Annotated in this window: 21 protein-coding genes and 2 tRNA genes; 9 read left to right on the top strand and 14 right to left on the bottom strand. The window is 32.9% G+C overall.

The window, feature by feature from the left end; all coding sequences use genetic code 11:
- Positions 1-99: 99 nt before the first annotated feature.
- The 4 genes from ACNQGO_RS08075 to era all read right to left on the bottom strand — a co-directional run bounded on the left by ACNQGO_RS08075 (position 100) and on the right by era (position 4183).
- Entirely contained in the window at positions 100-894 is a 795-nt protein-coding gene (locus ACNQGO_RS08075; protein ID WP_417984942.1) for a hypothetical protein, read from the bottom strand.
- Between the two features lie 56 nt (positions 895-950).
- Positions 951-1433: a hypothetical protein gene (locus ACNQGO_RS08070; RefSeq protein ID WP_417984941.1), complete on the bottom strand. Its 483-nt coding sequence runs from the start codon at positions 1431-1433 to the stop codon at positions 951-953.
- 97 nt (positions 1434-1530) lie between these two features.
- Entirely contained in the window at positions 1531-2841 is a 1311-nt protein-coding gene (der, locus tag ACNQGO_RS08065; protein WP_309756183.1) for a ribosome biogenesis GTPase Der, read from the bottom strand.
- Between the two features lie 460 nt (positions 2842-3301).
- Positions 3302-4183 (bottom strand): GTPase Era, encoded by an 882-nt coding sequence (era, locus tag ACNQGO_RS08060; protein ID WP_417946648.1) that lies wholly within the window; start codon positions 4181-4183, stop codon positions 3302-3304.
- 117 nt (positions 4184-4300) lie between these two features.
- Between era and ACNQGO_RS08055 the strand changes: the two genes are divergently transcribed.
- The 5 genes from ACNQGO_RS08055 (at position 4301) to ACNQGO_RS08035 (ending at position 6960) form a co-directional block, all read left to right on the top strand.
- Positions 4301-4373 (top strand) — tRNA-Met (locus ACNQGO_RS08055).
- 34 nt (positions 4374-4407) lie between these two features.
- Positions 4408-4480, top strand: a tRNA-Met gene (locus tag ACNQGO_RS08050).
- 591 nt (positions 4481-5071) lie between these two features.
- A complete protein-coding gene (locus tag ACNQGO_RS08045; RefSeq protein WP_417947826.1) occupies positions 5072-5908 on the top strand; it encodes an alpha/beta fold hydrolase in 837 nt (278 codons plus the stop codon).
- Position 5909: 1 nt separating this feature from the next.
- On the top strand, positions 5910-6404 hold the full coding sequence (locus tag ACNQGO_RS08040) for an RNA polymerase sigma factor (protein WP_417947827.1): 495 nt from the start codon (positions 5910-5912) through the stop codon (positions 6402-6404).
- Positions 6391-6960, top strand: a complete 570-nt coding sequence (locus ACNQGO_RS08035; RefSeq protein ID WP_417984940.1) for a hypothetical protein — start codon at positions 6391-6393, stop codon at positions 6958-6960. Before ACNQGO_RS08040 ends, ACNQGO_RS08035 begins: the two co-directional genes overlap by 14 nt.
- Positions 6961-7472: 512 nt before the next feature.
- Here the strand turns inward: ACNQGO_RS08035 and ACNQGO_RS08030 are convergent.
- The gene (locus ACNQGO_RS08030; RefSeq protein WP_417984939.1) at positions 7473-8327 is read right to left on the bottom strand and encodes a leucine-rich repeat domain-containing protein; all 855 of its coding nucleotides are present in this window, start codon (positions 8325-8327) and stop codon (positions 7473-7475) included.
- A gap of 179 nt (positions 8328-8506) precedes the next feature.
- On the opposite strand from ACNQGO_RS08030, the gene ACNQGO_RS08025 reads away from it, so the two are divergent.
- Positions 8507-8989 carry a DUF1761 domain-containing protein gene (locus ACNQGO_RS08025; RefSeq protein ID WP_417984938.1) on the top strand — a complete coding sequence of 161 codons (483 nt, stop codon included), beginning with the start codon at positions 8507-8509 and terminating at the stop codon, positions 8987-8989.
- A 52-nt stretch (positions 8990-9041) separates the two neighbouring features.
- Here ACNQGO_RS08025 and ACNQGO_RS08020 read toward each other — a convergent pair whose 3' ends face one another.
- Complete coding sequence (locus tag ACNQGO_RS08020) at positions 9042-9317, bottom strand: 4a-hydroxytetrahydrobiopterin dehydratase (protein WP_417946639.1); 276 nt, start codon at positions 9315-9317, stop codon at positions 9042-9044.
- Positions 9318-9414: 97 nt separating this feature from the next.
- Here ACNQGO_RS08020 and ACNQGO_RS08015 point away from each other — a divergent pair, with 97 nt between their 5' ends.
- The gene (locus tag ACNQGO_RS08015; protein WP_417984937.1) at positions 9415-10563 is read left to right on the top strand and encodes an 8-amino-7-oxononanoate synthase; all 1149 of its coding nucleotides are present in this window, start codon (positions 9415-9417) and stop codon (positions 10561-10563) included.
- On the opposite strand, the gene ACNQGO_RS08010 is transcribed toward ACNQGO_RS08015, so the two are convergent.
- Complete coding sequence (locus tag ACNQGO_RS08010; RefSeq protein WP_417984936.1) at positions 10556-11446, bottom strand: diacylglycerol/lipid kinase family protein; 891 nt, start codon at positions 11444-11446, stop codon at positions 10556-10558. The genes ACNQGO_RS08015 and ACNQGO_RS08010 overlap by 8 nt on opposite strands.
- Positions 11447-11510: 64 nt before the next feature.
- On the opposite strand from ACNQGO_RS08010, the gene ACNQGO_RS08005 reads away from it, so the two are divergent.
- Positions 11511-12476 carry an App1 family protein gene (locus ACNQGO_RS08005; protein WP_417984935.1) on the top strand — a complete coding sequence of 322 codons (966 nt, stop codon included), beginning with the start codon at positions 11511-11513 and terminating at the stop codon, positions 12474-12476.
- 165 nt (positions 12477-12641) lie between these two features.
- Here the strand turns inward: ACNQGO_RS08005 and ACNQGO_RS08000 are convergent, their stop codons facing one another.
- Positions 12642-14549, bottom strand: coding sequence for an ABC transporter ATP-binding protein (locus tag ACNQGO_RS08000; RefSeq protein WP_309756159.1), 1908 nt, complete (start codon positions 14547-14549; stop codon positions 12642-12644).
- Positions 14550-14633: 84 nt separating this feature from the next.
- Here ACNQGO_RS08000 and ACNQGO_RS07995 point away from each other — a divergent pair, with 84 nt between their 5' ends.
- On the top strand, positions 14634-15011 hold the full coding sequence (locus ACNQGO_RS07995; RefSeq protein WP_417984934.1) for a DUF983 domain-containing protein: 378 nt from the start codon (positions 14634-14636) through the stop codon (positions 15009-15011).
- Positions 15012-15013: 2 nt separating this feature from the next.
- Here the strand turns inward: ACNQGO_RS07995 and ACNQGO_RS07990 are convergent, their stop codons facing one another.
- From ACNQGO_RS07990 to ACNQGO_RS07965, 6 genes are all read right to left on the bottom strand, one after another.
- Positions 15014-16066, bottom strand: coding sequence for an NAD(P)/FAD-dependent oxidoreductase (locus ACNQGO_RS07990; protein WP_417984933.1), 1053 nt, complete (start codon positions 16064-16066; stop codon positions 15014-15016).
- Between the two features lie 96 nt (positions 16067-16162).
- On the bottom strand, positions 16163-17053 hold the full coding sequence (gene porN / locus ACNQGO_RS07985; protein ID WP_417970048.1) for a type IX secretion system ring subunit PorN/GldN: 891 nt from the start codon (positions 17051-17053) through the stop codon (positions 16163-16165).
- A 52-nt stretch (positions 17054-17105) separates the two neighbouring features.
- Complete coding sequence (gene porM, locus ACNQGO_RS07980) at positions 17106-18644, bottom strand: type IX secretion system motor protein PorM/GldM (RefSeq protein ID WP_417984932.1); 1539 nt, start codon at positions 18642-18644, stop codon at positions 17106-17108.
- A 54-nt stretch (positions 18645-18698) separates the two neighbouring features.
- Complete coding sequence (gene porL / locus ACNQGO_RS07975) at positions 18699-19349, bottom strand: type IX secretion system motor protein PorL/GldL (RefSeq protein ID WP_417948013.1); 651 nt, start codon at positions 19347-19349, stop codon at positions 18699-18701.
- A gap of 44 nt (positions 19350-19393) precedes the next feature.
- The gene (porK, locus tag ACNQGO_RS07970) at positions 19394-20800 is read right to left on the bottom strand and encodes a T9SS ring complex lipoprotein PorK/GldK (protein WP_417984931.1); all 1407 of its coding nucleotides are present in this window, start codon (positions 20798-20800) and stop codon (positions 19394-19396) included.
- 260 nt (positions 20801-21060) lie between these two features.
- A complete protein-coding gene (locus tag ACNQGO_RS07965; RefSeq protein WP_417984930.1) occupies positions 21061-22212 on the bottom strand; it encodes a formimidoylglutamase in 1152 nt (383 codons plus the stop codon).
- Between the last annotated feature and the right edge of the window lie 60 nt (positions 22213-22272).

Genomic DNA, 22272 nt, shown 5'->3' with positions numbered 1-22272 from the left:
AAAGTCAAATTAAAATGAGGACATATAAAACAAAAAACACTTGCAAAAACGTTTTTGCAAGTGTTTAATTAAATATTTTTATCTAATAATCTGTATCGGTTATTCAGGACAAGACATTAACCTACCATTTTCATCTCTTAGGTTTTTTGGATGATAAAAACATCTGTGAAAACCATTTGTAATTTCACAATCTTTCAATGGAATAGGCATTTTTAGTAATGCATCTTCAAAAGTCAATTGTACTCCGTCTAACTTTTGACATTTTCCACAAGCAGGTGAATGACCATCTGAAGAAGCTATAATTTGAACAACAGAAACAAATCTAGATTCTAAACTTTCCAAATGCATTCTTTTTAGGTCAGCCTTACATTTTTCTCTTAACAAATAATCAAAGGGCTTTCCCTCTTGGAATAAGTAGATAGCCATAGAGAGATATAAATTTGATTGTGCATGATAATCATTTGAGTTCTTAATTAACAAATCATTAAATAATGACCAAATAACATCATTGTCATTATTTTCAATACCTGATTTTAAGATTAATTCTTTTTTTCTAGCGTAAAATGTCTCTTCTTTTACTCCAAATGTATTTAATTCGCTTAACCACCTATCTCTAAATGAAATTCTTTTTTGTTCAAATTCATAACTATTTTTTTCCTCTTCTGTTACAAGTTTTTTTTCTGCATAATTATTGAATTTCAAAATATAAATAATCTTTCCGCAATTAAAACATTTCGTCTTTCTAACTGGGAATTTCTTTAATACTATTTTACAATAAGGGCATATTGCTTCAGGTTCAATTTCGTGTTTTACAATCTCAAAATTATTTTCTTGACTTTCAATTTGTTCTGCGTCCTCATTATTATTACCAAATAGCCATTTTATAATTCTCATAAAAATATCAGCTTTAAATTTAGGGGTATAAATTCAGTTATAATTCACTTTTTATTTCACCATTCTGATTTAATTAATTTCTTAATCGTAAACAATTCTACTAAATGCGGGTTCAATGTTTCGGTCAAATTATAGCCTAATGACGATTCTCTAATTTGACCATTTTTTTTCATCAAAGACTTCTCTATTGTAAATTCTGAAATTGTTTGCATTGAAATTCCTCCAGAATATAATCCAACAGGCTCTACAAAGAATTTAAAATTAAATACTGATACACGATACTTACCTCTCTTAGATTCGATCTTAAACTCTGCAGTTAATTGATTAAGTTTTTTATCATTAAAATTAGTTTTTTTAATCCTTCCAGTTGAATCTGTTAAAAACTCAATTCGCGGATTAGACTTTAAATTAGATATACTTGTTGAATCTTCATAAACAAGTTTCCAAAATATAAGCTTGTCTTCAATTGTAAAGTTCTTATTTTGACCAAAACTGAATGAACTACCGACTAAGCAAAACCAAATTAATAAACTTCTCATATTCTTACTTTTTTTCAAATATAACAATTTCGTAGGTAAATATTTATTTTAATTAAAACACAAAAAAAACCACTTCGTTATGAAGTGGTTTTCTAATTTATTTTTCTCTAATATAAATATCGATTGGTACTCCTGAGAAGTCCCAGTTTTCTCTAATTTTATTCTCTAGATAACGCTTATAAGGTTCTTTAACATATTGTGGCATATTGGCAAAAAATACAAACTGTGGTGTCTGCGTAGGCAATTGCATGCAATATTTAATTTTTACATATTTCCCCTTTGTTGCCGGTGGCGGATACGCTTCGATAACTTTCAACATAAACTCATTGAATTTTGAGGTAGCAATACGCTGTTGTCTATTTTCATACACTTTTACTGTAGCCTCAAGTGCTTTCAACAAACGTTGTTTGGTCAAAGCCGATACAAAAAGAATAGGCACATCTGTAAAAGGCATTAATTCTTGCTTGATTTTCTCTTCGTAATCACGGGTTGACATGGTTTCTTTTTCCACCAAATCCCATTTATTAACCAGAATCACAACTCCTTTTCTGTTTTTTTCTGCTAACCAAAAAATACTTTGATCCTGACCTTCAAAACCACGAGTGGCATCAATAATCAAGATACAAATATCTGCATGCTCAATAGCACGCACAGAACGCATTACAGAGTAAAATTCTAAATCCTCTTTTACCTTAGCTTTACGACGAATTCCCGCAGTATCAACCAAGTTAAATTCAAAACCAAAACGATCAAACTTAGTATCAATAGCATCGCGAGTTGTTCCAGCAATGTCTGTAACCATGAAACGTTCCTTACCAATTAAAGCATTGATAAAACTAGATTTTCCAGCATTAGGACGTCCAACTACTGCAAAGCGAGGCAAAACAACTTCTTCTTGAACTGGTTCTGGTTTTACCGGAAATGCATCAATTAATGCATCCAACAAATCACCTGTTCCACTTCCAGAAATACTGGCAAAGGTATAATATTCACCTAAACCAAGGTTGTAAAACTCAATAGCATCTTTCTCACGCATCGCGTTATCTACCTTGTTAACAGCCAATAAAACCGGCTTAGTCACTTTACGCAACAAGCGGGCAACAATATCATCCATTGGGGTAATTCCCTCTTCAACATCAACAACAAATATGATAACATCGGCTTCGTCTATTGCAAGTTCTACCTGCTTGCGAATCTCTCCTTCAAAAACATCATCCGATCCGCGCACATATCCGCCCGTATCAATTACAGAAAACTCTTTTCCGTTCCACTCGCTTTTACCATAGTTTCTATCGCGGGTCACCCCAGATACTGAATCTACAATAGCTTCTCTTCTTTGTATCAGCCTATTAAAAAGGGTCGATTTCCCTACATTAGGTCTTCCTACTATCGCAACAATGTTATTCATAATAATTTATTCAAATATTTACTTCGTCCGTCTAACCGCTCTGCAGTTTCGGGTTGCAAAGGTAGTGTTAAAAAATGAATTATTAGATTTTTAAACCACCTGATTTATTGACGTTCAAATTACTTAACTATTTAATAATCAATCGCTAATTCGACACTAACTTTTACCTAAGAACACACCACAACTAGGACATAGAAATTTTTAGAAGCCAATCCAGCGCTACATTGCAACTCCTCGCTCAAAAAGGAGTAGTTCCAATGTGCTTGCAGGAACTTCCTCTGGTCGTTCTGCAACCACAGGAACAACATCCTTTTTTCACTGCGGGGTTTTCATTTCGATCTGGGCTAAAAAAAAATCAGTATAAGAGACTAACTCTAGTACTGATTTTAAATATTGTAGTTAAGTGAAAAATAAAAGATTACAATCAATTCACTATTCACCTCTCACTCCCAACTATTCACTATTGATTATATCCAAATCGTCTTAACATATTCGTATTGCTTCTCCAGTTTTTATTCACTTTCACCACCAATTCAATATGAATTTGTTTCCCAAAGAATTTCTCTAAATCAAGACGAGCATCTACTCCTACTTTTTTTAAAGCAGCACCTTTATGACCAATTACGATTCCTTTTTGAGTTTCACGCTCCACCATAATCAATGAACGAATACGAATGATGTTTTCATCTTCAAAAAATTCTTCGGTTACAATCTCTACAGCGTACGGGATCTCTTTGCTGTAATTCAATAATATTTTTTCACGAATCGTTTCATTAACAAAGAAACGTTCTGGCTTGTCTGTCAATTGATCTTTTGGATAATACGCTGGCGATTCTGGCAATAACTCAATAATTCTACCAAAAACTTCTGGCACATTAAAATTTTGCAAGGCAGATATTGGAAAAATTTCGGCATTAGGCACTTTGGCAGTCCAAAAAGCCACTTGTTCTTCTAGTTGCGCCTGATTCGAATTGTCAATTTTATTCAACAGCAATAAAACAGGAATTTTAGCATGAATAATTTTATTGAAGAACGCTTCGTCTTTCAACTCTTGTTCCCCTATTTCGACCATGTAAATCAGTACATCAGCATCCTCAAAAGCAGATTTAACAAAATTCATCATGGATTCCTGCATTTCGTATGCTGGCTTAATAATTCCTGGCGTATCCGATAAGATCATTTGAAAATCCTCTCCATTTACGATTCCAAGGATTCTATGACGTGTTGTTTGTGCTTTTGAAGTAATAATTGATAATCTTTCTCCAACAAAGGCATTCATTAATGTTGATTTCCCAACATTTGGATTCCCGATGATGTTTACAAAACCTGCTTTATGTGACATTTCTACTATAATTTATGGTACAAAGGTAGTTATATCAAGTCAATAGATGAAATAAAACATTTTTTAAAAATTTAATTGGAAATACAGAAATTCGTTGTACATTTGCACCCGAAACAACGCGGGATAGAGCAGTAGGCAGCTCGTCGGGCTCATAACCCGAAGGTCACAGGTTCGAGTCCTGTTCCCGCTACTAAGTAGCCTTAATGAGATTACAAAACGCACACCGCGGGATAGAGCAGTAGGCAGCTCGTCGGGCTCATAACCCGAAGGTCACAGGTTCGAGTCCTGTTCCCGCTACTAGAAAAGCTTCAGAGAAATCTGAAGCTTTTTTCGTTTATCTTAGATTTAATAAAAATTGTTTCAGATTGATGGTGCGAAGTCGGAGACATTCGCAGCTTTTGATAAGACACCCTTAGAGGTGAGGGGATATTTGCGCAGCTTTTCATGGGGACACTTCTACCCCAGCTGCTCAAAGCATTTTAAAACAAAGCATTCTTAAAAACCCCCAGTTTGCTTCGCGAATGTCTCTAACTTCACGCCATTTTATATTATGTTGCACCGCAAATTTGCAGATTACGGAATTATTTAATCTGCGAATCTGCGGTTATCTTAGAATTAATAAAGCTTATCCAGATTACGAGTGCGAAGTCGGAGACACTCTCTAAAGCTTCTTATATGACACTTTTCTGAGAGAGCGGGAACTATTAAGAAATCACCACTTGAAAAAGTTGGTGTTTTTTTGCTTTTAAAAGACTTACAATTACTCTGATTTACTGAACTTTAAATCCAAAAATTGATTCTCGAAAAAAAAATTAAAAAAAATGCTTTTTTGAGGTAACAATTAATCTAGTACTGTATCAAAAGGTAAACTTTAAAAAATTAAATCTTATGAAAACGAAATCTATCTTAATCATTGTATTTATCCTTTTGATCTCAAAATCTGTTTTTGCTCAAACTGCCTTCAAAGTAGAGGTAATAGGAAAAGGAACTCCTATATTGTTGTTTCCTGGTTTTGGCTGTACCGGTGAAGTTTGGAATGAAACAGTAGCTGTGCTTTCTAAAAATCACGAATGTCATATTTTTACTTTTGCTGGATTTGGCAATGTCCCTCCAATTGAGACTCCTTGGTTGGCTACCATCAAAGATCAGATCATGACCTATGTAAAAACTAAAAAAATTAAGAATGCTACATTAATTGGTCATAGTTTAGGAGGTACTTTAAGTTTGTGGTTAGCCTCTCAGGAAACCAATTTGTTCAAAAAATTAATAATCGTAGACGCTTTACCTGCAACTGCTGCTTTAATGATACCTAAATACAAAGGAGAAATTATTCCTTATGACAATCCGCAAAGTAAAATGATGATGACTATGGATCAAAAAGCGTTTGACGTAATGAATTCACAGTCAACTTCTTTTATGTGTATGAACAAAGAAAAACAAAAAACTATCAATAAATGGATGCGTCTTGTAGATCGAAAAACGTACGTTCACGGTTATATCGACATGCTAAACTTAGACCTGCGAAAAGAAATTTCTAAAATTAAAATTCCTGTTGTAATTTTAGCTGCCTCAAATCCAGATCTTAATACAGTACAAAACACCTATAAAGCCCAGTATGAAAACCTGTCTTCTGTTAAAATTGAGTATGCAGCAAACTCAGCTCATTTTGTTATGTACGATCAACCGGAATGGTTTATGGATAAAGTAAAACTTGAATTAAAATAAGGTGGCTAAAAAAGAACTATTCGACGAGATTTATTACAAGCATTACAATAAAGTATTTCGTTTGTGCAAAGGATATTTTTGTGGCGATACCGCATTGGCCTCTGATGCAACTCAGGAAATCTTCATCAAAGTCTGGGAGAAGTTAGACACTTTTAGAAATGAATCGAGTATCAGCACTTGGATTTACAGGATTGCAGTAAACACTTGCCTACTCTATTTAAGAAAATCATCTACAAAGAAAGAAATCAGGACCGATATTCTGCCTCAGGTTATTGCAGAAACCTATTCGAGCGAAAAAGATGAGCAACTTAGACAAATGTATCAATGCATACAAAAACTAGAAGAAACGAATAAGATGATCATCCTGATGACTTTAGACGGTTTAGAATATCAGGAAATATCCGAAGTAATAGGGATAACCGAAGAAACTCTTCGCGTTAGAATTCATAGAATCAAAAAAAGTTTAACTCAATGTGTACAAAATGAAAACATTTGAAGAATTACAAAATATCTGGGATCAGCAGACAGCATCAGAAACACAACCTACCGCCACCGAAATTATAAAAAAAGCAGAGTTACATACCAAAAAAATTAAACGCAATCATTTATGGACCAAAGTAATTTTGAGCTTGACCTCAATAATATTAATCTCCTATTATGTTTGGGCTGGTGCTTATAAAAATACACAGTTTAGTATTGGATTGTGCATTATGATTGCAATGCTTGTGAGTCGCATGGCCTTAGAATGGATCAGCGTAAAAAAGCTAGCCAATTTAAATACTGATCTCACATTAATAGAATACAGTAAACTAGCACATCAGTTTTATAGCTGGAGAAAAAAAATACATTACATTCTTACTCCTATTATTTACCTCACTTATACTGCTGGATTTACATTGCTTTTACCAGTTTTTAAAACCATTTTCTCAAGAGGTTTTTATCTTTACATTCTATTAAGCGGATATATATTTTTATTTCTATTTGCATTTTTTATGATACGAATCATCCAAAAGGAAATAAAGCTTTTACACTTCTTGAAAAACATTTCGTAAAGAAAAAAAAATTGGTAGCTATTCTAACGTTTCCCACTACTAGAAAAACTTCGGAGAAATCTGAAGCTTTTTTTGTTATCTCATTCAAAGGACAAAAATATTTAGATTGTGCACACAAAGGATACCTTTTTCTTTTCATTCGAACTCTTGGGCCAGTTTGTCTTTTTAGTTAATCATTTCATAATCCCATAAGAAAGTTAACTGTATTGATAAAAATTCGTTGTGTGAATTCGTATGAAATAACTTATGCGTTAAAAAGCTTCTCATTTCTATTTTATACTAAGCACTTTCACTATATTTTTAAAACTCCCAAAACATTAAGCTGTATCAATCCACATTTACTGGTTTCGCTATCAGTTACTTTAAAAATATCAACTAATCAACAACAATTAAACACTCGTTTTTTTATAATAAAAAACCCGTGAATAGATCACAGGTTTAGAAAAACTAATTTATTAAACAACTAAATATGAAAAATTAAAGAGTAGTGCAAACTCTTTGTATCAACTAAACTAATCCTCGGAAGCGATAGCTGTGTTTTTACTAGTACTAACCTCTAATAAAACCGCTACTCCTTTATCATTTAACATCGTCATGTTTAAGGTATCTAAAATCGCTAAATTTTTAGATATCAAGCCATTAAACATATTGTACGAAATATTCATTTCTTTCAAGTTATCTAACTTTTCAAGTTCTAGAGGTACTTGACCATTCATTTTATTATCAAACAAACTAAGGTTTTCGAGTGAAGCCATGTTCTGTACTTCATTGCTCAATACTCCAGAAAGTTTATTGCTATTTAATAGTAGTGTTTTTAATGTTTTAATATCATACAAAGAAACTGGAATTTGTCCAACTAACTCATTATTGTATAACGAAAGTGTTTCTAATAGCTTCAAATCCCCTATATGAATTGGCAATTCACCAGTAATAGCATTCATATACAATTGTAAATCTTTCAATTTACTAATATCACAAATTGAGGACGGAATTGTTCCAGTTAATCTATTGAAAGAAAGATTTAAAACTTTTAGTTCTTTTAACTTTCCGATAGAAGAAGGAATTGTACCAGTTAATTGATTTTTATGTAAATCTAATTCTTGTAAGTGTACAAGTTTTAATATTTCTTGAGGAAGTTCACCAATTAGATTGTTATTTTGTAATACAATAGCGATTACTTTGTCGTCTTGAAGGGAAACACCGTACCAAGTTGCGATCGGCGCTGCTAAATCCCATTTTACTTTCCACTGACTACCATTGGTAGCATGATACAATTTTATTAATGCATCTTTTTCATTTTGTGATACAACAGCATACATTGAAAATGAAAACAATAAAGTTAAAAATAGAGCAGCTATCTTTTTCATAACACTTAATTTAATTATTAAGAACACTTAAAAGTACTACCTTAAAGGCTAATCAACAAATAAAATCGATGAAATACATTGTATTTACATTTTTATAAAGTCATAACCTACAAAATTACACTTTAACGTTTAAAATATTAATTTGTAAGTTTGATTTACTAACCTTAATTACCAATTCTATGGAAATCAATTTTTTAGCACTTTTAACAGCTGCTTTTTCTACTCTTGTAGTCGGTTTTGTATGGTATAATCCAAAAGTTTTTGGCACCATTTGGATGAACGAATCTGGCATGACCAATGAAAAAATGCTAGGACGAAATATGCTCGTTGTACTTGGAGTATCATTTGTGTATGCCTTTTTCATAAGTTTTATTATTCAAATACTTACGGTACATCAATTTGGCGCATTAGGTATGATTGGTGGCGATCCAAGCATTGCAAAGCCTTCTTATGTTGCTTTCATGGCCGATTATGGCACCGAATTTAGAACTTTCAAGCATGGCGCCTTGCATGGTTTTTTGAGCGGATTATTTTTAGTATTTCCCATTATTGGTACTAATGCGTTATTCGAAAAAAGAAACTTCAAATATACTCTGGTAACAGGTGGTTTTTGGATCGTATGTTGTACAATTATGGGAGGAATAATTTGCGCTTGGCAATAAACAATCCATATAAAAAAGTTCGTCTTGTACTTTAGCGAGACGAACTTTTTTATTAAATTTCTTCGATCGCTTTAGCTAAATCCAAATCCTTATCGGTAACTCCTTTTGCATCATGCGTTGTCAACGTAATGGTTACTTTATTGTACACATTAAATAATTCTGGGTGGTGGTTTCTTTTTTCTGCCATAACGCCTACTTGCACTATAAAACCTAATGCTTGCGTAAAATCTGAGAAAACAAACTTTTTCTCAATTCCATTCGCGGTAAATTCCCAACCTTTTAATCCTTTTAACTCGGGTTGAATCGTCTCTTCTGAATAGGTTTTCATGATTTACTTTTTTAATTGGTTTAAAGTTAGTTAATTTTATACTATTGCCGAATACTTTAACTTTATTAACTAATTTTGAAAAAAATTATTCTTCGATTTGAACACTGATTATTCTTTTAAAATTTATAATTCTACTGCACAACTTCCTTCAAATTGGAATGACTTAACAGTTTCTACTATTTTTTTATCCAAAAAATATTTAGAGATTCTAGAGAAGTCAGCACCAGAGAATATGATCTGCCATTTTATAGGATTGTTCAATCATGAAACTTTAGTTGGCGTAGCACTATCGCAATTTTTAGATTTAAATAAAATGGAATCTTTTGGCAATCGTGATCAGTGTATCAAAACTACAATTCGGAATTTAGTTTTTAAAAAATTTGGTTCTCGTGTTCTTGTCATTGGTAATAATATGTTGACTGGTCAAAATTCTTTTGCCATTGCTGAATCTGTCAATAAAAAAGAAGTAATGCAAACTTTAGTCAATGCAACGAAAGCATTGAAAAAAAAGTTTCAATCCGAAGGAAAAAAAGTGCATATCACCACTTATAAAGATTTTTGTAAAGAGGAAATCAAAAATTTTAACATCCCAGAATTCAAAAATGAGTATCAGTTTTCGACACAACCTAATATGGTTTTTGCAATTAATGAAAATTGGAAGTCAGAACAAGATTACATCGATTCCCTTTCAAAAAAATACCGAGATCAGTACAAAAGAACTCGAAAAAAAGCTGCTGGTATTGAAAAAAGAAAATTGCATTTGCAAGAAATAATAGCTTTAGAGGATACTATTTATGATTTGTATCTTCATGTTGCTAAAAACGCTCCTTTTAATACTTTTTTCTTGCCTAAAAACCACTTTAGAACTTTCAAAGAAATTTTTAAAGACAAATTTCTTTTTTATGGTTATTTTGTTGACGAGAAATTAATTGGTTTCAATACTTTAATAAAAAATGGGTCCGTCATGGACACTTATTTTCTGGGTTATGATGATAGTATTCAACGCGAAAAAATGTTGTATTTAAATATGCTTTATGACATGATTGCATACTCAATCAATAAAGGATATAAAGAAATTGTATTTGCTCGCACAGCACTGGAAATCAAAAGTTCTGTTGGCGCAAAACCAATTCAAATGTATGGGTATATAGGACATACCAATCCAGTAGTTAATGTTTTTATGCCGAAAATATTTCGTTATCTAGAGCCTGAAACGCCATGGCAAGAGCGCAATCCATTTAAATAACACCACTGTTTGTATTTGAAATAGCAACCTTTAATTGTTTGGGTAGAATTTCAATGTTTAAATTGGTTTCACTGCCGCAATATTCCCCATCGATTTGAAAACTAACAGGAACATTTGTTGAAACTGTTGCTTTATCTGTAGAAATTATCTCGACATCTACCGAATCTAATGGCATATTTCCTGAAATAATTTTTCCAAGTACAACCAGATCTAAATTTTTCAATATAACCAGTTCAAACTTTCCGTCATCCATAGCGCCATTTGGATTGATGGTAACACCAGTTCCATACTTTTGAGAATTTGCTATAACAATCATTCTGGCAGTACATTCGATAGTTTTAAAATCGCCTGTTATTGTTGCAGTAAAAGGATCGTCTAAATCTATCAAAGTAGTAAATGTTTGTATTGCATAACCCAGTTTACCCCGAATAGTACTATTTTCATAGTTTTTAATCATTTCTGCATTGACTCCTAAATCACTTAAATGAATGCTTTTTTTTCCGTTGATTGCAATCATGTCGATTTCCATGTAATCATTATGAAAAACGATTTCTAAATTTTCTTCTATTGTAGTTGGTAAATTTAAGTCTACAGCCAAACCATTAGCCGAACCTGCTGGTAAAATACCAATGATTACATCGTAATTTTCCATGGCCTCAGCAACCATTTTTATAGTTCCATCGCCACCAGCCACAATAATTCTTTCCGGATGGTAGGTTTCATAGAGTACTTGTATGTTCTCCAAATCTGAAGCTCCGGAAGTATTGAAAATAATAAGATTTAAATTTACATTAGCCGCAAAAAGTGTTACTGCCTCTATTAACTCTGATTTATCCACATCTCCAGAAATTGGATTTACCACCAATATGATATTCTTTTTCAAAATTTTACTTCATTTATTGGTTAAAAACAATTACTTTCATATCTATTCAAAAGTAATACATTAAATGAAACCAATTTTAAAATTATATCGCGGTTATGCTAATGAACAAGAATTAATTGTTATGGGGCATGTGTTTAAACCCACTACAATTGAAGAATATAATTTTCAGAAAAAGAATCTCAAAAATGCGACCTCAGTAATTAAAATGTTTCAAATAAAAACACAGGCAAATGCCGATGTATATTTGGATCACAATAATGTTAAAATTCACACTAAAACGCTTAACGATGGTTATTTTAAATTCTGCGTTCCATTAGATCAATATACAACTTACGGTTGGATTGATTACGAAGTGAGTATTACGTACAATAATGAGAGTATAACAACCCGAGACAGCTACATTAGGCCGCATAAAGGAAATTTAGGAATCATATCGGATATTGATGATACTTTCTTAGTTTCGCACACATTGAATCCTCTAAAAAAATTATATGTTTTATTGTTTAAAAACATCAATAAGAGAAAAATATACGAAGATGTTGTTACTCATTATCAAGCTTTAAGCACCGCAGGAAGGGAAAACAAAGAGGAATTTAATGCTTTTTTCTATGTATCTAGCAGCGAATGGAACCTGTATCGTTTTATAACAAAATTTACTGAAATTCATAAATTACCCAAGGCCGTTTTATTATTGAAAGATATTAAAACAAGTTTGACTGATTTTTTCTTGACTGGCAGAGGAAACCACAATCATAAATTTGAAAAAATAAAACACATTTTAGAGTTTTACCCTAACCTTGAATATGTATTATTGGGAGATGATTCTCAGCACGATCCTTATTTATACGAGGCAATTTGCAAAATTTTTCCAGTTACAGTTAAAGCAGTTTATATAAGACAAACTGGAACTAGCAAAAAAGAAAAAGTCATTTCGGTTTTAAATAATTTAGAAACTCTTAAGGTATCTGTATGCTATTTTAAAAATAGTAGTGAAGCCATTGCGCATTCTAAAGCGATGGGAATAATTTAATAAAATTTTTGTGTTGCCATTGTTTTTTAGCCCAGATTGAAGTGAAAATCCTTTCTAGAAAAAAACTATTTTTTACTGATTTTGTAGAGCGACCGCAGGAAGCTCCTACAATGTCTTGTAAAAAAAGATTTTTTCTAAAAAGATTGAAACGTAAAGCTGGATTGGCTACAAATTATCAATTTCTTCTTGAACAACCTCCCAATCTAACAATAGCTTGTCTAACTCCGTTTTTTTCTTGTTGTAGGCTGTGAAAAACTTAGCGTCTTCGATGTGCTTGTCATAATTAGAAGCGAGCATTTTATCGTCTTGCTGAATGTCTTTTTCTAATTGTTTGATTTGGCTCTCTACTTTGCTCAATTTATTCTGTAATGCTTTCCCCTTTTTTTGATCTTCGTAAGAAGCTTTGTTGCTCTCTTTAGGCACTGCTGCTTTTTCGGCATCTTTTTTCTCGACTTCACGCATGTTTTCCATATTGCGTTGTTCCAAGAAATAGTTAATATCGCCCAAATATTCTTTTATTTTTTGGTCTTTGAATTCGTACACTAAATTTGACATTCCTTGTAAGAAATCTCTATCGTGAGAAACCAGCAACAAAGTTCCACCAAATTTTTGTAGTGCTGCTTTTAGAACATTCTTAGATTTGATATCCAAGTGATTTGTAGGCTCATCCATCAATAAAACGTTAATGGGCTGCAACAACAACTTACACAATGCCAAACGGTTTCTTTCGCCTCCAGAAAGGACTTTTACCTTTTTCTCCACATCATCCCCACGAAATAGAAATGAACCAAGCATATCGCGCACTTTCATTCGGTTCGTATCCGCAGCGGCATCCTCCATGGTTTGCAACAAAGTGATTTCGCCATCTAAGTATTCAGCTTGATTCTGGGCAAAATATCCTAATTGAACGTTATGCCCTAACTTGATATTTCCTTTGTATTCAAATTCATCAACGATTGCTTTGATGAAAGTCGATTTTCCTTGTCCGTTTTGTCCCACGAAAGCAATTTTACTTCCACGTTCTACTAACAAGTTGATATCTTTCAAAATCGTCTTATCGCCGTAGCTTTTAGTTACGTTTTCGGCTTCAATTACCACTCTTCCGGGCTCCTTAGAAACTGGAAAAGTAATATTCATAACCGAGTTGTCATCTTCATCTACTTCAATACGTTCTACTTTATCTAATTTTTTAATTAAAGACTGGGCCATAGACGCTTTGGAAGCTTTGGCACGAAATTTCTCAATTAACTTTTCTGTTTCTTCAATTTTTTTGGCTTGATTTTTTTGTGTTGCCAACTGTTTCTCCCGAATTTCATGACGTAATTCTAAATATTGAGAATACGGTTTGTTGAAATCATATGCTTTACCAAGGGAAATTTCGATAGTTCTGTTGGTCACATTATCCAAAAACATTTTATCGTGAGAAACAATAACCACCACACCAGGATAATTACGAAGAAAACTCTCTAACCAAATGATACTTTCAATATCCAAGTGATTCGTTGGCTCATCGAGCAACAAAACATCATTTGCTTGTAATAATAATTTAGCTAATTCGATACGCATTCTCCATCCACCAGAGAAAGTCTCGGTTTGATTGTCAAATACATCCCTTTTAAAACCTAAACCCAATAAAATTTTCTCTGTATCACCTACATAATTATAACCACCTAATAATTCAAAACGATGCGTGTAATCAGATAAATCTTCGATGATTTGACTGTATTCATCACTTTCGTAATCTGTTCTTGTAACTAACAAGTGATTGATTTCTTCCAGCTTTTTCTCGACAATTTTAATCTCGGTAAAAGCTTCATACGCCTCTTCCAAAACGGTTCTTCCCTGCTCAAAATCGATATCCTGGCGCAAGAATCCCATACGAAGATCTTTCTCTTGAGAAATAACACCTGAATCAGGAGCAAAATCTTTGGCTAACATTTTTAGCATGGTCGATTTCCCAGCTCCGTTCTTTCCAACAAGACCTACGCGGTCTCCAGCACCCAAACGAAAGGTAACTTCCTCAAATAAATAGGTACCACCAAAAGAAACCGATAAATTGTGTATATTAAGCATGTATTGTTATTTTATTCCTTTTGAAATTGTAATTTTGTAACTTACTGTATAGGTATTAAAAAGGAAAAATTAAATTTTTTGCAAATGTTAAAAAAAGGATCCAAATTATATAGCATTTTAACAGGAACTTGTCCAAAATGTCAGAATGAAAGTATGTATTTGGATAAAAATCCGTTACATCTCAACAAAATATTGAAAATGCATGATAATTGTAGTCATTGTGGTTTAAAGTATCAAATTGAGCCTTCCTTTTTTTATGGCGCAATGTATGTGAGTTATGGCATAAATGTGGCAGTTGGAATAGCGGCTTTTATCATTTCATTTCTAATCTTTGGCTACAGCCTAAAAGTGGCTTTTATTACTATAATTGTCACGCTTATTCTCTTGTTCCCATTTGTTTTGCGTTGGTCTAGAAATATTTACATCAACATGTTTGTTTCCTATGACCCAAATACAAAATAACTCTATAGTTTTTCTTTGGGCAAAAATCTTTTAATGTCAATTTCAGTATTTAACGGAACTTGATATTCAATATTCTCATATAATGCTTTAGCCATTGCAGGTCCTAGCATAACGCCTCTAGTTCCTAAGCCATTCAAAATATGTACAGAATTATATTTTTGATGAGTTCCCACCAATGGTCTTCTATCTTTAACAGTAGGCCGAACACCAGCAAAATGCTGAACAATTTCAAAATCACACGTGATGATTTCTTTAATTCTATCTATTAATTCGGTTTTACCTTCCTCAGTAGGTAAATCCGTTTTATCTTTCCAATTATAAGTTGCGCCTACCTTAAAACAATTATTTCCTAATGGTAAAATAAAAACACTCGTATTAACAATTACATCTAGGTCCAAACCAGCTGCTTTTATGATAAAAAGCTCTCCTTTTGTACCATCTAAAGGCAATTGATTAAAATAAAAATTAGCATGTAAACCAAAACCTTCCGCAAAAACGATGTGTCTTGCATGAATATCTTTATACTGAATACCATCAGCATTAATCTGCAATTCATCATAATCAAAGGTTTCATTTAAAAACCAATTATTGTTTTTCAAATACGCTCTATATTCTTTCAGAAGTAAGGCTGTATCCACATAGCCCGTTTGTAAAACTTTCCCATATCCGTACGGCGAATCAATTCCAGGATATTGTTTGGCGATTAAGTCCAGAGACAAAAAAGGAGCTAATGCCTTTTTATCAGAAGCAGCAAACCAATTATTTTGTTCTTCAATCGAAAAAAATTTTCTCAAAATTGGACTTTTGAAATCAAATTTAGTTTTTAGTTTTTCTTCTAGCAAAGTATAAAAATCATTCATCAACAACAATTGCTCTTGCGCTTGCCAAACCTCACTAAATCGCTTTAAAATAACAGGATTATACAAACCTCCAGCAATTTTTGAGGAAGTCTGAGAATCATCGTCTACTACAAAAATAGACTTACCGTTACCCAATACAATTTCAGCAAAGGAAATTCCTGCTAAACCAGAACCAACAATTAAATAATCTATCATTAAAAATAATTTTTAAAATAGCTACAAAGAAAACACTTTAAACAAAAAAACTCTCACCAATACGGTGAGAGTTTTAATAATTTTATAAAACTAAAATTAATAATTCCACATATCTTGTTCGAAATTACGAATTTTCTCTTTGACTCTTTCTGACTCTAAAAGTTGATTTTGAGCATTATCTTTCATGTATTCTTCAATAGTTCTATCGCCGTATACATTCTCCTCTTTATAGATAACAGCATTGAATCGCCTAGAATTTAGAATTTGATCAAATGAAACTGGCATCGCTGAATTCTTATCATTAAATGCTTTAGCCTCATGCAATACTTCACGAGCAGCTGGGAAAAACACCCAGAACAACTCAATATAATCTTTTTCTTCGCTATTCATTGTGTAAACATCAGGAGTGACCGGACAAATACCTAATAAACGATACTTCAATTCACTTTGACGCTTATCAAAATACCAATATCCTTTGATTTTGTATTGCGTTACGTCTTGTGCAGACAAATCTTGTCTCAAGATATACTCATCAGAAATCTTGTTTCCAGCATTAATTTGCTCTCTACCTGCATCCGTAGTGTCAATACGAGTCAATGAAGTCTGAATATCTTGAGTAGACTTTTTGGTGTTAAAATAACTATCAGTATACACTTCAGTAATTTTACCATTTTTCATTGCTCTAGTAAGCACATCGTACAACGATCTTCTGTCAGAGCCAATGTTAGCAGTATCAATAGGAAAATACAACGCAAAATTAATTTTTTCACTTAAATCAATAATTTCCCATGTTGTCTTACCCATTAAAACATCTCTATCGTGAACATAACCATATGCTAACGGTTTATCGTTGTCAGAAATGAGTTGGGCTGCTGTCTTAAGTCCAATTTGGTCTGGAGTTTTTGCATTAAGCAAATTAGACTGTCCAAACGAAGCAAAACTACCCGTAATAGTGACAATTGCGATTAAAAAATTTCTTACATTCATCATGGTATCATAATAAGTTATTGAAGTAGGTAAAATATTAACGTACTTTTATTTATTGTATTTCAAAAATAACTGGAGCAGTTCTCGGTAATAAATAACTACCAGCACCTACCAATTTAGTTTTTATTTCAGAAATGGTAACTTGATCACCTCTTCCAGCTTTAGATAATGCAGCCTTACATTGTGCATTTAATCTGTTTCCTTGAACTACTACTGTAGCTTGTCCAGTAACTTTAAGATTAAATCCGATAACATTTAAGCCAACTTCAAAATCAAAATCCTCCAGTTTGGCACCAATAGTTGCTATTTCAAGATTTGATTTAGGACCTTTAACAACTCCTGTTTCACCTCTAATAGTTCCTGTAGGACCTGGAATACCTTTGATTCTAAACACTTTTTTATCGGAAGCAACCTTTCCATCAGCCATTTTACCAGAAACATTAATTACTACTTCGTTTCCACTTTGAGGACTCATACTAAATTTTCCATTTCCAACTTTTGTCAAACCTGGAGCGGATGCATTAACATCTTTATCAGCAATTCCTGCAAATGATATAGAGATTGGATTCACAACGCCTCTATACACCACATTCATTTTATCCGCAGATATAGTAGCAGAGTTCGGTCTTGGAACAACCACATATTTACCTTCAAACTTTAATGGAACTGTTTTACCATCTTCAACAAAAGTAAATTGTCCGCCTATAGTTTGTTCTCCTACACCACCAGCAGTCAAAGCTATAACAGCTTGACCATTAACAATTTTCCCTGGTCCTGAAAATGAAGTTGGTTTCGTATTTTCATCATAACGCCCCAAAACAACTTTACCTTTTACAGCTTCACCTTGAAAATAGGCATTTTTATCTAACACAACAATAGCTTGGTAATTGCTGTAAGAAGCAGCAGCTACAGCCGCCTTTCCTAAAGCGATACTGTACACATCAGACTCTGCTTTGTTGATATCATTTTGCCAAGTAGATAATTTTGCTACCGATGCAATTGCTGGAAATCCTTTGAAGTGGTAAGACAAATACTTGTCTTTTAAACCTTCAGAATTTTTCACATCCGAAACGTCAAATTTACTCTCAACTTCACTTATAATTGAAGCATACTTTTTATCAGTTCCAAGAGCAGTCTTCATGTCTGCTTTATATTGAGTAATGGCTGCTATAATTTCGTTTCCTTTTTTACCGTAACCTTCTCCAGTAAACCAATCGTCAATATTGTCACCTTTATCCATGTCTTCGTAAGGAAGTTTACCAGTTTCTGGATTCACAACAAAACCTTTACTTGCTTGCTCTTTTAAAGATGCTATATAATTAAAGAAATTATCAGTGATTACTTTAACTTTATGAGCTGTTTGAGCAGCTATTGCAAATTCTCCTTTGGCTTCTGCTGCTTTAGTATCTAAAGCCACAAGCATTTGATCATTGCTTTGTTTTGAATTTACATTTGAACTTTCAAATTTTTCATTCATTAATCCAAAACCCGAAATTACCTCTTTTGAAACATTCATTGCCAACATAGCGATAAAAACCAGATACATCAGGTTAATCATCTTCTGTCTAGGGGTTAGTTTTCCTCCTGCCATATTTTCTACTAATTAGTTTGTTAATTATTTTATAGTTCGAAACTAATTACTTGATTATCCTTTGTTATTCATTGCAGAAAGCATACCACCATATACATTGTTCAAGGAAGCGATGTTTGCAGTCATAGATTGCATTTGTTCTTTTAATTTTCCTGCGTTTTCAGCAATTTCTTTATTTGCTTCAGCATTTCTCGAAGCACTTTCTAATTGTACTTTATATAAACTATTCAAAGACTCCATTTGTGCAGCTGCCATAGATAATTCTTCGCTATATTTTTTGGTAGCTGAAATCGAATCAACTGTAGGTGAAATTGCTTTTGCAGCTCCTTCGAAATTTTTTATACTGTTTCCTAAACTTGACATTAATTCGCTATCAATTTTAGCATCTTTTAACATAGCATCTAATTTCTGAGACAACATACCTTGTGAATCTGCTGGAGTTTCCACTTTAGCTTTCTTAGTTCCATCAGATTTACCATTAGCTAGTTCAGGATAAACTAATGTCCAATCTAATTCATCATCAACTGGTTCAAAAGCAGAAAGCGCAAAAATAAAAGCCTCGGTTAACAATCCAATAGAAAGCATAACTGTTCCTGTTAGTGGACCCAATTCGAAGTGTATTATTTTAAAAAGAGCTCCAACAATAACAATTGCTGCTCCCATACCGTATGCAAAATTCATTGCTTTTTTTCCAAGTAATGCCATAATCTTAATTTTTATTAATGTAGGTTTATTATTAAAGTGGTTTATTATTTTTTCTTCTTATTGTTACCAGTAGTTTGTAATCCCATATAATCTTGTACGGTTCTAAAACCAATATAGCTTCTAGCAGAGTCAGCATATTCATGATCACGTGTACTCACCTGTAAAAAATAAGCAACATCTTTCCATGATCCGCCACGAACTACTTTTCTTTGATTTTTATAATCCTGTACATTTGGATTCATTGATGAAACGTATTCATAAGCGTTTGGATCATACGATGAGTTAGTCCATTCAGCAACATTCCCTGCCATATTATACAAGTTATAACCATTTGGCTCATACGATTTTGCTTCTACGGTATACAACGCATCGTCAGCTGCATAATCACCTCTGTTAGGTTTAAAGTTAGCCAAAAAGCACCCTCTATCGTTTTTAGTATACGGACCACCCCAAGGATATGTTGCAGATTCTAAACCACCTCTTGCTGAATATTCCCATTCTGCTTCGGTTGGTAATCTGAAAACATTTACAAAGTCACGCCCCTTCTTTTTTGATTTGATATATGAATTTTTTTTCAAAGTTCTCCATTGACAAAAAGCCTGTGCTTGTGTCCACTTTACACCTACCACTGGATAATCGCCATATGCCTTATGCCAAAAATAATCATTGTGCATAGGCTCATTATAAGAATAAGCGTAATCCTTGATCCAAACAGTAGTGTCAGGATACACTTTCACCTCTTCTGTTTTAATAAAATCTTTACGATTTGATCCCTTAGATTTAGCAGCAGCTTGAATATCCATCCAGGAATATCGGAATTTCAATTTATTCACATCAATTGTTCTTAAGCCATTGTAAGACGCTTCTATAGGCAAATACATTGAATCCATCACTTCCGCGTAAGCAGCATCAGGATATTTTTTAGTATCTTTTATAAGTTTTACTTTTTTGTTTAGTTTTCTACCAGCATATTGATCATCGGCAGTTCCTACACTGTAATAATTGTCATACATGTATTTGTCATACGCGGTCATTTTTTCAGGATCAGAATCGTTGAATGCAAAATCAGCGATACTTCCAGCATTTTTACCTTTTGCTTTCGGATCCGTGGCTGCTTGTCCACTCTCATCAGCTAATATTGCCAAACGTACTCTAATTGTAGAATCTTTAACCCATTCTACAAATTCTCGGTACTCACTATTGGTGATTTCAGTTTCATCCATATAAAACGAACGAACAGTAACCGTTTTTGTTGGAGCATCTTCTACATTTGCTAAATCACTATCTGACTTACCCAAAATAAAGGACCCGCCTGGAACTAACGCCATCCCATAAGGCTTTTCTGGATGCCATTTCCCGCCATTAATACCAACTAATTCTCCCTTGTCGCCTGATTTACCACAGCCAATTAAAACGGCTATAAGTGATGTATATGCAATGAACTTCTTCATATAAATTTGGTTATCTATTCATTATTTTTAAGTGTGTAAACCTATTTATTATTTATTAAAAAAACAATATTTTTTGGAATGAAATTATTTTGAATTCAAAAATAATGTTAATTAAAATACAAAAAAAATATTTGACCGACAAAATGACAAAATAATCGCTAAAAAACATAAAAAGTAAATGTTTATATATTTTATACAATTTAGCTTATAAAACTTTATCATCTTTAAAGAATTTATATGAATGGTATTATAAATAAAAGCTACAAAGTGTTTTTTCGTTGTGCTTTCCACCATCTTTCTGGCAACTCTTGATTACATGCCATTAAATATTCTTCATAGGAACATGGTAATAACGTATTTCTTTTCAATTTATTACTACCATTCGAAATAAATGGAATTTCTATCCACCAACGGTCTGTTTTATCACTTTTATAAAAAATTAGCTCTTCATCCTCTAGTGGAACAATATATTTCAAGTAATTTTCCTTACTACCAAAAGGATATTCATTAGAACGATAATGAAACCCTTCTATAAAATACCAAATGATCTGAGCAATAAGAACAGATTCCTGTACCGAGTTGTTATGATTAAATACACCAAACGAAGATACTTTATCGCTTATCCCTGCATACCGCGAAAGCGAACAAATTTCTTTACCACTAAAACCATTCGGTGCAAACGAATTAAAATTACCAGAATCCGAAGATTTAACCGAATTCAAATCGATACTCACAAGATCAGCATCTCTAAATACAGGCTCCGAAATAGAAATTGTATTGGAAACCTCACCCAACCTGTAGGCATCAAAAAATAATTTCTCAATCAAATCTATTTCTTCCTGCGAGTTAAAATACGTTTGATACCCAATATTGCAATAATTGAAAAGATTATTAGGCTCCTCTACAATTATTTTTGTCAAGTAGGAAGATGCTGAAACTTCCTCTTCCTCTTTACCAAAATCAAACTTATTATCTATAGCAACTAAATTTACCATTTGTTCTAAATCATCGTACGCTCTATAAATAGCGTACGTTAAATCTTGAGAACCACCAATTACAATCGGGATAATTTTTTTCTTAATGAGACTTGCAACAACTTTCTTTACAGCAAAATAGGTGTCTTCAGCAGAATTACCTGCTAGGATATCTCCTAAATCAGCAATCGATGCGTCCCAATTTCCGGGAAACAAACTATACAATTCTTTTCTAAAAGGCAGCAAATCAACATCTGACAAAGCTTTATTGTCTCCTCTATTTTCTAATACACCAATGAAAGCAATTGTAATTTTGTTTAAATCTGGAAATTGCTTTTCTGTATGCAATACTATTTTACGCCCTAATTGCTGAGAGGTCAATCCATCAATATAATGAAGGATTTCATCGTCTACGGGTTTTAGAAAATCAAATTCCATTTTTACTTCTTTTTTACCTCTCGCTTACCAATTTTAAGATCTCTAAAAAAAGGAGGTCGA

It is taken from the genome of Flavobacterium frigidum (assembly GCF_048286735.1).
In the GTDB taxonomy this organism is placed as follows: Bacteria; Bacteroidota; Bacteroidia; order Flavobacteriales; family Flavobacteriaceae; genus Flavobacterium.
This window is presented reverse-complemented; position numbering and strand designations above follow the sequence as displayed.